Annotated in this window: 12 protein-coding genes and 1 pseudogene; 2 read left to right on the forward strand and 11 right to left on the reverse strand. The window is 58.8% G+C overall.

What is annotated here, in order from left to right; all coding sequences use genetic code 11:
• From LU682_RS29435 to LU682_RS29460, 6 genes and pseudogenes are all read right to left on the reverse strand, one after another.
• Entirely contained in the window at positions 1 to 372 is a 372-nt protein-coding gene (locus LU682_RS29435; protein WP_003253236.1) for an ethanolamine utilization protein EutQ, read from the reverse strand.
• Positions 369 to 1,697, reverse strand: coding sequence for an NAD(P)/FAD-dependent oxidoreductase (locus LU682_RS29440; RefSeq protein WP_003253234.1), 1,329 nt, complete (start codon positions 1,695 to 1,697; stop codon positions 369 to 371). Before LU682_RS29440 ends, LU682_RS29435 begins: the two co-directional genes overlap by 4 nt.
• A 9-nt stretch (positions 1,698 to 1,706) precedes the next feature.
• Positions 1,707 to 2,942: an NAD(P)/FAD-dependent oxidoreductase gene (locus tag LU682_RS29445; protein WP_232885715.1), complete on the reverse strand. Its 1,236-nt coding sequence runs from the start codon at positions 2,940 to 2,942 to the stop codon at positions 1,707 to 1,709.
• Positions 2,931 to 3,092: pseudogene (locus LU682_RS29450) on the reverse strand (rubredoxin); the annotation flags it as partial. The pseudogene LU682_RS29450 and the gene LU682_RS29445, both read right to left, overlap by 12 nt.
• A 12-nt stretch (positions 3,093 to 3,104) precedes the next feature.
• Positions 3,105 to 4,550 carry an aldehyde dehydrogenase family protein gene (locus tag LU682_RS29455; RefSeq protein ID WP_010955853.1) on the reverse strand — a complete coding sequence of 482 codons (1,446 nt, stop codon included), beginning with the start codon at positions 4,548 to 4,550 and terminating at the stop codon, positions 3,105 to 3,107.
• 10 nt (positions 4,551 to 4,560) lie between these two features.
• Entirely contained in the window at positions 4,561 to 5,751 is a 1,191-nt protein-coding gene (locus LU682_RS29460; protein ID WP_003253228.1) for an aromatic ring-hydroxylating oxygenase subunit alpha, read from the reverse strand.
• Between the two features lie 397 nt (positions 5,752 to 6,148).
• Between LU682_RS29460 and LU682_RS29465 the strand changes: the two genes are divergently transcribed.
• Positions 6,149 to 7,852, forward strand: a complete 1,704-nt coding sequence (locus tag LU682_RS29465) for a BCCT family transporter (protein WP_010955854.1) — start codon at positions 6,149 to 6,151, stop codon at positions 7,850 to 7,852.
• A gap of 66 nt (positions 7,853 to 7,918) precedes the next feature.
• On the opposite strand, the gene LU682_RS29470 is transcribed toward LU682_RS29465, so the two are convergent.
• Positions 7,919 to 8,827 (reverse strand): LysR substrate-binding domain-containing protein, encoded by a 909-nt coding sequence (locus LU682_RS29470; RefSeq protein ID WP_010955855.1) that lies wholly within the window; start codon positions 8,825 to 8,827, stop codon positions 7,919 to 7,921.
• Between the two features lie 800 nt (positions 8,828 to 9,627).
• On the opposite strand from LU682_RS29470, the gene LU682_RS29475 reads away from it, so the two are divergent.
• Positions 9,628 to 9,960: a DUF2790 domain-containing protein gene (locus LU682_RS29475; protein WP_011953079.1), complete on the forward strand. Its 333-nt coding sequence runs from the start codon at positions 9,628 to 9,630 to the stop codon at positions 9,958 to 9,960.
• Between the two features lie 97 nt (positions 9,961 to 10,057).
• On the opposite strand, the gene LU682_RS29480 is transcribed toward LU682_RS29475, so the two are convergent.
• From LU682_RS29480 to LU682_RS29495, 4 genes are read right to left on the reverse strand one after another with little or no spacing between them, the layout of a single operon-like run.
• Positions 10,058 to 10,513 (reverse strand): DUF411 domain-containing protein, encoded by a 456-nt coding sequence (locus LU682_RS29480; RefSeq protein WP_011953080.1) that lies wholly within the window; start codon positions 10,511 to 10,513, stop codon positions 10,058 to 10,060.
• Positions 10,503 to 11,282 carry a c-type cytochrome gene (locus tag LU682_RS29485; RefSeq protein WP_011953081.1) on the reverse strand — a complete coding sequence of 260 codons (780 nt, stop codon included), beginning with the start codon at positions 11,280 to 11,282 and terminating at the stop codon, positions 10,503 to 10,505. Before LU682_RS29485 ends, LU682_RS29480 begins: the two co-directional genes overlap by 11 nt.
• Positions 11,283 to 11,291: 9 nt before the next feature.
• Positions 11,292 to 12,407: a copper resistance protein B gene (locus LU682_RS29490; protein ID WP_060489260.1), complete on the reverse strand. Its 1,116-nt coding sequence runs from the start codon at positions 12,405 to 12,407 to the stop codon at positions 11,292 to 11,294.
• On the reverse strand, positions 12,397 to 12,720 hold the full coding sequence (locus LU682_RS29495; protein WP_012269845.1) for a hypothetical protein: 324 nt from the start codon (positions 12,718 to 12,720) through the stop codon (positions 12,397 to 12,399). The genes LU682_RS29490 and LU682_RS29495 overlap by 11 nt, the downstream gene beginning before the upstream one ends.
• Positions 12,721 to 12,733 lie beyond the last annotated feature (13 nt).

Consider the following 12,733-nt stretch of genomic DNA (forward strand, 5'->3'; position numbering starts at 1 on the left):
TCAGGCAAGGCCGTGGCGCTGTTTCCAATCACCCGGGTACACCACATAACCGAACAGCGCGTGGCCTGCGTACACCAGCTCCGTGCCTTCGGGAATCCACAGCACCTGACCTGGCGACACGCGGTACACCTCGCCGTTGGCCTGGAGTTCAAAACAGCCCTCAATGACAAAAATCACTTCGTCATAGAGCACCGTCCAGGCCACTTCAGCACCTTCCCAGCGGGCAAAGCCGATACCCAGGTTGGGCGACACCTCATTACTGACAGCACGCGCTACCGAGGCGCCGCCAGGCGGCCCGCCCCGGTGGACAAAGTCCAGGTTCCGGTGGTCGACCAGACGCACCGGGCCTTTTCCGCTGAGTGTGCGGGTCATACTTCGCTCCTACTGTTGAACGCGGCCCAGCGGATCCGGGCCCGCACCCCCATACCCAAGAACGGCTCAGGCGGGTTACGGGAGGGCAGGCCAGTCACTGCGCGGATGTCACTCAATTGCTGGGAGTCCGCCCCCACCGCCATGTCTGCCAGGAGCGTTCCGGAAATGGTGCCCCAGGCCGCGCCCACGCCGTTGTCGCAGGCGGTGGCGTAAACACCCTGATCGAGTTGGCCGAAATAGTTGGTAAAGTTGCGTGAGATCGCATAGACCCCACCCCAGGTATGGGTAAACGGCACTTGGGCCAGTTGCGGATAGCGCGCCTCGAAGGCCTTGCGATGGTCATCGCGAATCTTGTTGCGGGTAGCATCGGTTACGCTGCGACCGTAGCGAGGGACATGCTTGTAGGTATTGCGGATGATCAGGCGCCGGTCCTGGGTCATTCGTACGGTGGTACCGGCGTGGTCGGCAGGGGTGAGGCCCCAGTCGGCCTGGGCACCAACCGTCGCCATCTCGACGTCGCTCAGTGGGCGCGTCCAACTGGCGAAGGTCATCACCGGCAGGAGTCGGTTGCGCAAGTAGCCGAACTCCTGGGTGAAGATGCTCGTGCCCAGCAATACCTGCGGGCTCCGGATCAGCCCGTTGTCGCCCCGCACCAGCCACGTGCCGCAGGGGTCTTTCTGGAGTGTGCGGATTGGCGACTCTTCAAGCACTTCGACGTTGCCGGGAAGCGAATTACCCAGGCCACGTACCAGGGCAGCAGGCTGCATCAGGTAGCAACCGGGGGTGTAGATGGCGCGGCTGTAGTAGCGGCTACCGAGTACACCGGCTAGTTCGTCACGCCCAACCACGCGATAGGGCTCACCCAGGTCGGCCATCAGTTTTTCAAAGTGATCCAGATAACCCTGGCCACGTTCTCCCACCGCGCCCTGGTATTTTCCCGCATGGGACCACTGGCATTCGATGCCGTGACGGCCGATCAATGTTTGCAGTTGATCGATGGCTGAGCGGTTTAGGCCCAAGAGCCGTTGTTTATGCTGAGGATCGGGATGTTCGAGGGCGAATTTGTGCGGCAGGTCGATGACGAAACCCGAGTTGCGCCCGGAGGCGCCGTAGGCGATTCGCTGGGCATCTACCAAAACAATGCGCGACTGCGGCAGGTGCTCGGCCAGGCGCCGTGCGGCGGCAAGCCCAGCAAAGCCAGCACCGATCACCACATAATCGGCGTTATGTTCGCCACTTAGGCGCTTGCTCGGCGCCTGTTCAGGCAGCGCGGCATACCAGCCGCAATTGCGGTCATCATGAGGCAGATTGACGATACTGTTCATGGTTCAGCCTCAGGCCACATTTTGTTGGGTGTCCTGGCAGTTTTGCAGCCAGGTATTTCGTTGCATTTGTGCCTGACGGCCGAGCAGCACGAACCCGCGCAGGGCACCTGCGTGGTCATGAAACGCAGCGCTCAATCCATCGCTGGTCGCATCGCAGCGCCATTGGCCCTCGCAACCACCGGGAGGTGTCAGCAGGCACAGAGGGACGACCGGGGTTTTCACCGTCACGGGCGCCAATGGGTAGTGGGCGGCGGTCGGTTGGCCCAGCAAGGTCTTGGCGAGGGCACGAATGCCTTCGTTGATCGGCGCGAGGTAAGGCAGCAACTGGCCGTTGATCTCGACGCAATCGCCCAAGGCATAGATGCCCGGTTGTGAGGTCTGTAGTTGTGCGTCGACCTTGATCCCGCGGCCACAGTCCAGGCCGGCTTCCAGCGCCAGCTCAAGGTTGGGGCGCAAGCCCACTGCACTGAGCACCAGGTCTGCACCGACGACCTGACCGTCGGCAAGGGTCAGTCGGTAGCCTTCGCCGTCCGGCTCGATGCACTGCAAGGTCGTGCGCAGGCTCCATTGCACCCACAACCCCGATAGCGCTTGCTGCAAGTGCTGGCCTGCCGCCTCGGGCAGCAGGCGTTCCATGGGCCAGGCACCCAGGCCGATTACCCGAACCTGATAGCCATTGCTCGCAAGGTCGTTGGCAAACTCGCAGCCGATCAAACCGTCGCCCAGAATGGCCACTCTGCGCACGCCATCAAGGCGTTGGCGGAACGCCTGGTAATCCTGCAGGTTGTTGACACTGAGCAGTGCCTCGGCGCGGCCCTCGATAGGCAACCGCACGGGAGAAGCACCACTGGCTAACACCAGTTGGCCGTAGTCCATTTCGCCGAGGCTGGTGTACAAGCGCTGCGCCTGGGCATCGATGCGTTCGACTTTGCAGCCGGTATAGATACGAATGCCAAGCCTCTGTTCGATCGCCAGCGGCGTTTCGGTGGCCAGGGCTGCGGCGGTGCGCCCCTGAGCCAGGGCGATGGATAGCGCGGGCTTGGAATAAAGATGGCCCGACTCCTGGGTCAGTACGCGAATCTCCAACTGCGGGGCGGCCTTGCGCAGGGCCTGTGCCAGGCCGTAGCCGGCATGGCCGCTACCGATGATGACCACCGGTTGGGCGGGACGAGCGGCAACCAGTGGTTGCGCCTGGATAACCGGCGCGGTAGCCACTGCTGCGATCGGGGTGCTGAGTTCGATCATTTCAAAGTCGGCTTTGCCGACCTTGCACTCAGGGCATAGCCAGTCTTCGGGCACGTCCTCCCAGCGGGTACCGGGGGCAATGCCGTCGTCGGGCCAACCTTTGGCTTCGTCGTAGATCAGACCACAGATGATGCAGAGCCAGGTTTTCATTATGCTGCCTCCTCACTCGCCCTTGATACGCACGGCCAGGTTCTTGGTCCTGACGTAGCTGTAGAGCGCCTCCTGGCCTTTTTCCCGTCCGAAGCCCGAGAGCCCGACGCCGCCGAACGGCGTTTCGATGCCACCGGCATACCATTCGTTGACGAACACCTGGCCGGTGCACAGTCGCCGGGCACAGCGCAGGGCGCGATTGAGGTCCTGGGTGAATACGCCGGCCACCAGACCGAACACGGTGCCGTTGGCAATGGCGAGGGCCTCCTCTTCGCTGTCGAAGGGAATTACTGCCAGCACAGGGCCGAAGACTTCAGTCTGGGCTATCTCCATCTGCGCAGTCACATCGCGCAATACGGTTGGCGCCATGTAATGCCCGCTCAGGCCGCTGATGGCCTCGCCGCCGGTTGCGACCACCGCGCCTTGCTGCTGGGCACGTCGGCACAAGGCCTCGATGCCTTCGAGCTGAGCAGCAGAAATCACGGGTGTGTGGTCAGGGTTGTCCTGGCCCAGGCCCACGGTCAGCCCCTCGGCCATCGCTACCACGTCAGCTACAACCTCGTCGTAGATAGAGCGATGTACCAGCAAGCGCGACATGGCAGAGCACACCTGGCCGGCATTGAAGAAGATGCCGCTTTTAACGCTGCTGATCAGTTGCTCACGATCGGCATCCGGGAACACTAGGGCCGCCGACTTCCCGCCCAGCTCCATGACGCTGGGAATCGCGTGTTCGGCGGCACTGCGCAGAATGCTCTGGCCGGTGCCGACGGAACCTGTGAAGACGATCTGGTCGACATCGCGATGGCCGGCCAGGTAGGCACCCACTTCACGACCACGGCCGCAGATCAGATTGACGGCCCCCTGTGGCAGGCCGGCACGCTCGATGGCCTGCATCAGCACGCACAGGCCAAGTGGCGACAGTTCCGGCGACTTGATCACTACCGCGTTGCCGGCCGCCAAGGCAGGGGCCAGGGAGCGGGCGCAGATGGATACCGGGAAATTCCACGGCACGATCTGCAGCGACACGCCCAAGGGGTCGTAGACGGTGAAATCTATGTAGCCGTCGCCCAGCGGAATCGACTTCCCTTCGATCTTGTCGGCCATGCCGGCGTAGTATTCGAAGTAGCGCGCGGCCTCGATGAATTCGTCACGGGCATCACGCAGGCTCTTGCCGTTTTCCTGGCAAAGCACCCACGCCCCTTCGTCGGTGATCGCACGAATCTGCGCGGCAACCTCAAGCAACCAGGTCACCCGCTGCGCAGGACGCACACGGTTCAGAGCGTTGCTGTCAGCACAGCGCCGAGCCGCCTGCAGGGCGCATTCGGCGTCGGCCACACTGGCTTGGGCGATGGTCGCCACAAGGTCCGTGGTGCCAGGGTTGTGGATACTCAGGTGCTGCTCACTGTCGGTCCACTGGCCGTCGATGAAGTTTAGCCAGTGCGGAGCTATCGGATGCATGATGATCACCTCAGGCGCGTTGAGCACAGTCAAGCAATTGGCGGGCAGCCCACTTGTGGAAGTAGTGAGTCGGCAGATCCATTTCCGGCGAGAACGCACCGCCGCTGTAACCAGGCGAGGAGCGACCCTTCTGCATGCCTTCGACCGAGGCGATGTCTTCGGCGAACACTACGCGCCAGGATTCCATTACCGCTTTGCGCGAGGCGTCGTAGCGGCTGTCGAGCGCTTCGTCACCCACGTAGAACAGGCGCAGGTGCTCGATGGTTTTACCCGGCGCCACAGGCTCGAGCATCATGGCGAACGCATGGTCGGCCTGGATGCCCAGCAGCACATTGGGGAAGAACGCCACGTACTCAGCAGTGCGCAGGCGGTCCTGTGGCCAGGATGGGAAGATCGGCAAATGGGTACCGGCAACGGCCGAGAGGTTGTAGGCGTGGCTGCCTTGGCCAGCGAATTCCTCGAACATGATGTTGTAGTGGTCTTCCAGGCGCGAGTAGCTGTTCAGGCTCGGGTGCACCCACGGCAGGTGATAGGCCTCACAGTAGTTCTCGACTGCTAGCTTCCAGTTGCAGTTGACCTCGATGCTCATAGCACCACCGTTCGCTTCACGACGCAGCAGACTCATGCCGTCATTGCCCAGGAACTGAGTCCAGCGTTCGGTCAACGGCTGCAGTTGCTCTTCAAGCGCCGGTGCCTCGCCAGACAGGTTGATGAACACCATGTCCATCCAGATCGTGGTGCGCAGCGCCTTCAGGCCGTGTTTCTCGCATGCGAAACGTTCGTCTTTGTGCTGGTTGATCCCGCCAATGTGCGGAGTGCCTTTGAGACCTCCGTTCAGGTCGTAAGTCCAGGAGTGGTAGGGGCAGCGGATCACACCCTGCACTTCACCCGCCTGTTGAACCAGTTTCACGCCGCGGTGGCTGCAGACGTTGTGAAACACCTGCACCAGGCCTTCACGGTTGCGCATCATCAGCAGCGGCAGGCCCATGAAATCGACCGGCTTGACGTAGCTGTTGGTCGGCAAGTCGCTGGCAAAACCTATACACGCCCAGTTACGCCCCAGCACTTCGTCGCGCTCGAGTTCGAAATAGCGCTGGTCGGTGTAGAACTCGTTGGTCAGGCCATGAGCTTCATGGATAGGCGCCAGAACGGTTTCCAAGACGTGGACGGGAATAAGGCGGGAGTCAGTCGATACGGTCATTTTTGTTTTCTCTTGTTAGATGCACGGCAGGCAATGCCTTGATGCCTGGTGCCAGTTTCAGCAAGAGAAGAAGGGCGCGACAAACGATTTATTTCAACGCTATTTATCAGTTTTTATCATTAATGATTTATTCGTCGATGACGGTAGTGGTAGATAATCGTTGATGAACTGCCAGGCTCTGGAATTTTCAGATTAATGACTTTTGGTAATCAATTAATGACTAGAAATGGTTTGTCGAAGAGCGGGTAATTCTCCCATTTTGATAGGGCCCGAGAGAGCGTACCTCGCCTTGGGCCTGCGGGAAGACCGCCGCCAGGGATCCGGCACCTGCCTGTGGCAGCGGCTCTACCCAAACCGTGACATCAAACCCTTGAACAAAAACAATAGGGGATAACCAATGCGTGCCGAATCTGGCCTGCTCAAAGGCCTCAATCCCACCGTGACGATCTGGTCGTTACTGGCCGTAGTAGCCTTTGTGCTGTTTTGCGCCCTGTTTGCCGAACATGCAGCAGCGGTTTTTCAACGTGCATCTGACTTCATCCTGCAGAATTTCAAATGGTTCTACCTGATTTCCGTCACGGGTGTGCTGGGGCTACTGATCTATCTGATGTGCAGCAAGTTTGGGTCTATGAAGCTTGGGCGAGACGACGACAAACCCGAGTTCAGCTTCGGCTCCTGGATCGCCATGTTGTTCAGTGGCGGCATGGGCATCGGACTGATCTTCTGGTCGGTTGCCGAACCCATGTGGCATTACGCGGGCAACCCGTTCGCCACCGGCCTCACCGACGAAGCCGCCACCACAGCTATGCGAATTACCCTATTCCACTGGGGCCTGCATCCCTGGGCTATTTTTACCATCGTTGGCCTGGGCCTTGCCTACTTTGCCTATCGCAAGGGCTTGCCGCTGAGCATGCGCTCGATCCTTTACCCGCTGATTGGTGAGCGCATCTATGGGCCCATCGGACATGTGGTGGACATCCTTGCCGTGGTGATTACCGCGTTCGGTGTATCCCAGTCGCTGGGCCTGGGCGTGGTGCAAATGAACACCGGGCTGAGCCAGGTGTTTGACCTGCCCATCAGCCTGGGGGTGCAGATCACCTTGATCGTGCTCATTACCCTCGTTACTACCGTATCGGTGATGGCCGGCGTGTCGCGTGGCATGAAGCGCCTTTCGGAATGGAATATGCTGTTGTCGGTGGTGCTGGTGGTGTTGATCCTGCTGCTGGGGCCAACCCGCTACATCATCAACCTGATGTTGGAGAGCACCGGCGACTACGCCAGCCATGTAGTGGGTCTGAGCTTTTGGAGCGATACCCAGAAGGACAGCGGCTGGCAGAACTGGTGGACGGCGTTCTACTGGCCGTGGTGGATGACCTGGGGCCCGTTTGTCGGTCTGTTCATTGCGCGAATTTCCAAAGGCCGCAGCATCCGTGAACTGATCGCCGGCGCGCTGTTGGTACCCACCCTGGTGACGATCATCTGGATGTCGGTGTTCGGTGGTACCGCGCTCAAGGCTGAGCAGCTCGATCGTCAGCAGCACGCAGAACTGGTTGCCAGTGGTGAGCTGCAGGGCGACAAGGCCAAGTACGAAGGTGGCACGGTATTGCTGGCGACCAAGCAGGAAACCACCGCTGCCATGTTCACCCTGCTGCACAAGATCGACGCCGGTACGTTGGGCAAGGTGCTGAGCGTGCTGGTCTGTATCCTGCTGGCGACGTACTTCATCACCTCGGCCGACTCCGGCACCCAGGTGCTGTGTACGTTGAACTCCATGGGCAGCGCCAACCCGCCGCAGAGTATCCGCCTGCTCTGGTGCATCCTGGAAGGTGCTATAGCCATGGCTCTGCTGATGGCGGGGGGGCTCAAGGCGATCCAGATGGCGAGCATTGCGGCGGGATTGCCGATTGCGGGGTTCATCCTGCTGATTAGTTACACCCTGATGCGCAGCTTGCGCCAGGAGATGGCTGACGGCCTGCTTGATACGCCGCCGGGTGGGCGCCTTCCTATACCTGGGATTCACCCGCAAGGCATCACGCCGGTGGCTGGGCCCTTGGCCTGCGAGGGGCTTGATATGGGGCTGACAGCGAAGAAAGCCAGCTAACCTAAAGCCACCCTGGAAGACACAAGACCGACAGCCATCAGCTGTCGGTCTTGTGTTTTGGGCAGGCTATTTCTGCACCGAAGGCAGGGCCATCAACCAGTCCCGGAACAGCCGCACGCTTTCACGAGGACCACGCTCGGTGGACGACTCCAGCAGGCAGAACTTGGCGTCGGTCTGGAGTACCACATCGTTGGGCTTGACCAGCGCACCGGTGCTCAACGCATCGTCCACCAGGTTGCCCCAGGCCAGGGCCACGCCCTGGCCACTGATCGCCGACTGGATCAGCATACCGTAGCTGTTGATATTGACGCGATGCTTGGGGGTCATGGGCTCGTATCCCAGGCGCTTGAACCATTCGGGCCAACCTACCCAGTCGCGCTGGGAGTCTTCAAGCCAGAGCCAGGTACACGACGACAACCCTTCGATGCTGCTCAGTTGCGGATGCCTGGCCAGATAGGCCGGGCTGCACACCAGGAAGATTTCTTCCGAGAACAGCGGCGTGACAGCCATGTCCTTGGGCGGTGGGTTGCAGTAGTAAAGCGCCAGGTCGCTGTCGAGCCTGGCGTAATCCTTCACATGATCGTGGGCGATGATCCGCAGGTCGATGTTTTCATGGGCACTCTGGAATTCCGACACCTTGGGCAGTAACCACAGCGACGCCATGGCGGTACTGGTGGCAACGGTGACTTGTTGGTTGCCTTGCCACTGGCGTATATCGCCGGTGGCGCGGGCCAGGTGAAGCATGCATTCACGCACCGTTTCGTAATACTGCGCGCCGGTGGGGGTCAGGGACATGCTACGGGTGGTACGGGTGAATAGTGCCTTGCCCAGGTAGTCCTCAAGAAGGCGAACCTGACGGCTAATTGCACCCTGGGTAACATTCAATTCCTTGGCGGCAAGGGTAAAGCTCAAGTGGCGTGCCGCAGACTCAAACGCATGAAGACTGTTGAGCGGCGGAAGAGGCTGGATTTTCACAGGCAGGGGTTCCACTCATTTTTATTATCATCCGCTCACTGGAGTGGCGGTTTCCTCCCTAACGCATTCAGGGCAGAACGAAGCAACCGGTTCACTATACTGCACATTTGCAGAAAGATATTCGTTCCCTGAATAGGCAATATCCCAATCACTTTTAATGACATTGAACGCGGCGTGCATTGTGTGACAGTGAACAAGCCGATTGAAGCCATAGCACCGTGGTCACCCGAGTTCAGCAGCGAGCATGTGGAACTCGGAGCTCTTGATCACATGGCTTGGGGCCAGGATTTCGAAGGTTGCTGCCTTGGGATCAGCCCAGGAGAGCAGCAAATTCCTTCTCATGTAATGACAGAAAAGGTTCATCAGTCTGAATTGGAAGGGGCATAGGCGAACGCCAGACCAAGGGGGAGACGGGACGCGAGGGAGACGGTTGAAACCGTCCGATGAAGGGAAACGAGCGCTTCCCCTCTACCGGCGACAGTTTTAATTGTTCGACGACTGTTTTAATTCAACGAAACCAAGTTGGATTTAGAGAATTAAAACTGTCGCTAGAGGGTCCCGTCTTTCGCGGCCTGCAGCCATTTGGAGAGGAAACGCAAAACTGTCGCAATCACCCAAAACGCCGGTTCAGACTGATTCGCTAGAGAATTAAAACTGTCGCAGCCTGAAACGACGCGGCTTTCACGTGTATTCAGAGCCATCATTATCGATAGCCTGCTTACAAACATGTAATTCCTGGATCACGTGGATGACAGCTCCCAGTCGGTAAGCTTCACTCATGTCTTCATGGAGTAACAGAAATGAACACCGCTAAAAGCATTGCCGCCCTCATGCTCGTAATCGCCTCCTCATCCGCTTTAGCTGAAGGAGGATCTGATCGCTTACACGGAAAGATGATTCAGGCAAATGAGCAAGCAATGCGTGCCTACGCCGCTGCCAATGGAAAAAAACCACCTGAAGTGATCCATTATCGCTACGGAATGAAACTGGATGTGGCGAGAGTTATCAGTATGACTTCGCTCAAAGGTAGCTGCGACGTGATGCCGACACAGATGAATTACGAGGACTCAACAGGTGAGTTGAAAATCCTCGAATATCGCTCTGCTGGAATTAACTGTAGAGGTCAAAACTGACCGAAGGGACAGGGTAAGTCTTGGAGTAAGCTGACCACGACCAGCGCTGCAGCTGGTCGGCTGGCCGGCAGAAGCCCTTCCCCCGGGGCATCTTGCATTACGTGTCAGGATAACTGGCAACTACTTGATCGTCCCCACTCTTGGTGAGGCCGATGACTTGATAGGCGTGTTTCATGCCATCAACCTCCATACCTGGTGAGCCAGCGGGCATGCCAGGTACCGCGACGCCTGCCAGGTCGTTGCGCTTTATGAGCTCCTGCACCTGGGCTGCGGGGACGTGACCTTCCACAAACTTGCCATCGATAACCGCGGTGTGACACGAAGCCAGCCTCGGAGCTACTCCTAGCTCTTGCTTCACCGCCCTCATGTCCGTTTCAACGTGGTCGACGACCTTGAAGCCGTTTGCCTCCAAGTGCGCTATCCATTTCTTACAGCAACCGCAATTAGCGTCCCGGTGCACATCGATAGTCAGGGGCTCCGCAGCAAAGGCGGCTGAGGCGATTAGAAGTGACGCTGCGGTACTTAAACCGAGGAAGCGGCGCTTACTTGTCATGAGTGTGCTCCTTCCCGTCTTTGTGCACATGGGTTTTGGGAGTAGAACCTGTGTGGTGGTCCGAGTGCGCCTCGCCGGACTCGTGTTCACCGTGGTGCTCCGCTACTGATGAAGACTCCGAATGCGAACTGCCATGATCATGACTTTCCTCAGCCACGCCGTTTGCTGCGGAATCATCATGATTTCCATGACCTGATTTCGCACCACCGTGTTGGCCTTCATGGTTATGCATATCGCTTTCGCCACCGCCATGTTGGTGACCACCACTGGAAGCGACCATCATCTGGTACTGCTCAGCATTGAGTTGCGGTAGCTGGTCCAGGAACGCGACGATTCCCCAGATGTACTGGTCGTCCATGCTCTTACCCCAGGCTGGCATGCCTGTCGCTTTGATACCGTGCTTGATGGTCCAAAACGCAGCAGCAGGGTCACCGCTTACACCTATCTCGGTGAGGTTTGGTGGGGATGGGTATAGGGCTTGGCTGAGTTCAGTTTTCTCCACCCCTGGCGCGAGGTGGCAACCGATACACATGGCGTTGTAGTTGCCTGCCCCTGCTTGGATGAGAGCAGGATCTTTAAGGTTTGGCACCTCAATGTCGCTTGCTCGGACTTCAATCGAGCGATCCCGCGCCATGGCCAAAAACGCATGCACAGCGGGGAAGTGTGGGTCGTCCGCACCAACGTTCACGAGACCGAAGTAAGCAGCACCTAGCACTGCTGCGCTAGTAACAGCACCTGCCGCCACCAGCGTTGTAATTGTTTTTTTCATGTTGAGTTCTCAAAACCACATCCGAATACCGGCCACAAAACGAGCTTCGTCCACGTCCCCGCCTTCATCCCGAATGAAATCGGCGGTTTTGCCGTAGGAACGGCTCCAGGTGACACCTATGTATGGCGCGAACTGGCGAACAATCTCGTACCGTAACCGCAGCCCGACTTCGGTGTTTGCCAGGCCAGAGCCGACGCCGCGTTCCGGGTCGTTCTTGCCATAAAAGTTGGCCTCAGCGGTTGGCTGAAGAATTAAACGATTGGTTAGCAAGATGTCGTACTCGCCCTCCAGACGGGCAGCGGTTTGACCGTTCTCGCCGATAAAGGCGGTGGCTTCAGCTTCGAAGTCATACAGGGCCAGGCCCTGAATACCGAACGCAGCCCAGGTCTGCGGATCCTCCGGTTTGAAATCCTGCCGGACGCCGGCGACAACATCCCACCACGGGCTTACCGAGCGGCCATAGAGGAGCTGCAGCTCAGCATCTTCAGTCACACCATTGGTTCGTTCACCTTCCGAGCGAATCCAGAGCCTATTGATATCGCCGCCCACCCAGCCGGATGCATCCCAAGCAAGCGTGCTACCTTCATCGGCATCTTGGTATTCCAGTTGGTCCAGCAAGAAAAAGCTGTTGAACCCGCTGTCATCCATTTTGTGCCCGTCAAGCGGGGGGAAGGCAGCCTGCCGGTCGGCATCAGTCAGCACCGGGATTGGCGTACGGCTGGTCGGGGTCGGCGAATCAGCGTTCCCGTTTCCCATCGTGGAATGACCCATCGCGCCATGATCCATGCCTTCCATGGACCCGTGATCCATGCCTTTCATGCTTCCATGGTCCATCTTGCTGTGGTCCATCGAGGCGGGTTTCGCTTTGGGCTGGCCATGGCCCATTTTGCTGTGATCAACGGGTGCAGGTTGCGTGGGTTGCTTGCTCGCGCCCATCTGGCTGTGGTCCATGCCCGGCATCGCAGCCTGTGATGAGGCGTCGTCCATCTGCATGGCACCGTGGCCCATTGCCGAGTGGTCCATTCCGGAATGATCCATTTCAGCGGCGAAGCTGGGCGAAACGCCCAGCACACCTAGAGAAACGGCGAATGCCAGCAGCGATGGTCGTGCAACGCTATTGGCCATTTTTCCCTGCCTTAGCTTTGTCGCTGCCATGCGATTCCATCATTTTGCTGTGATCCATTCCTTCCATGGAACCATGATCCATGCCCTCCATAGAGCCATGATCCATGCCTTTCATGGAGCCGTGATCCATGCCTTCATGGTTCATGCCCTGGGCTTGCTTGCTCTTCGAGCCGTTCGATTGCGCCGCGTTGGACGACTTTTGAGAGTGCTGATCATGGTTGTCACTGGACCAGGAAGACGGGGCGTACACCGCGAGCAGGCCAACCATCGCGGCAGAGAGGAAAAAGGCGCTTCGTTTCATTGGTTTGCTCATCTCGTATCTCCAG

The sequence above is a fragment of the Pseudomonas alloputida genome (assembly GCF_021283545.2).
Lineage (GTDB): Bacteria > Pseudomonadota > Gammaproteobacteria > Pseudomonadales > Pseudomonadaceae > Aquipseudomonas > Aquipseudomonas alloputida.

Coding starts and splice junctions, on each gene's coding strand:
- LU682_RS29455 (WP_010955853.1), bottom strand. CDS start 4,550: ATGCATCCGATAGCTCCGCACTGGCTAAACTTCATCGACGGCCAGTGG.
- LU682_RS29480 (WP_011953080.1), bottom strand. CDS start 10,513: ATGACAAGTAAGCGCCGCTTCCTCGGTTTAAGTACCGCAGCGTCACTT.
- LU682_RS29485 (WP_011953081.1), bottom strand. CDS start 11,282: ATGAAAAAAACAATTACAACGCTGGTGGCGGCAGGTGCTGTTACTAGC.
- LU682_RS29495 (WP_012269845.1), bottom strand. CDS start 12,720: ATGAGCAAACCAATGAAACGAAGCGCCTTTTTCCTCTCTGCCGCGATG.
- LU682_RS29490 (WP_060489260.1), bottom strand. CDS start 12,407: ATGGCCAATAGCGTTGCACGACCATCGCTGCTGGCATTCGCCGTTTCT.
- LU682_RS29435 (WP_003253236.1), bottom strand. CDS start 372: ATGACCCGCACACTCAGCGGAAAAGGCCCGGTGCGTCTGGTCGACCAC.
- LU682_RS29440 (WP_003253234.1), bottom strand. CDS start 1,697: ATGAACAGTATCGTCAATCTGCCTCATGATGACCGCAATTGCGGCTGG.
- LU682_RS29475 (WP_011953079.1), top strand. CDS start 9,628: ATGAACACCGCTAAAAGCATTGCCGCCCTCATGCTCGTAATCGCCTCC.
- LU682_RS29460 (WP_003253228.1), bottom strand. CDS start 5,751: ATGACCGTATCGACTGACTCCCGCCTTATTCCCGTCCACGTCTTGGAA.
- LU682_RS29465 (WP_010955854.1), top strand. CDS start 6,149: ATGCGTGCCGAATCTGGCCTGCTCAAAGGCCTCAATCCCACCGTGACG.
- LU682_RS29445 (WP_232885715.1), bottom strand. CDS start 2,942: ATGATCGAACTCAGCACCCCGATCGCAGCAGTGGCTACCGCGCCGGTT.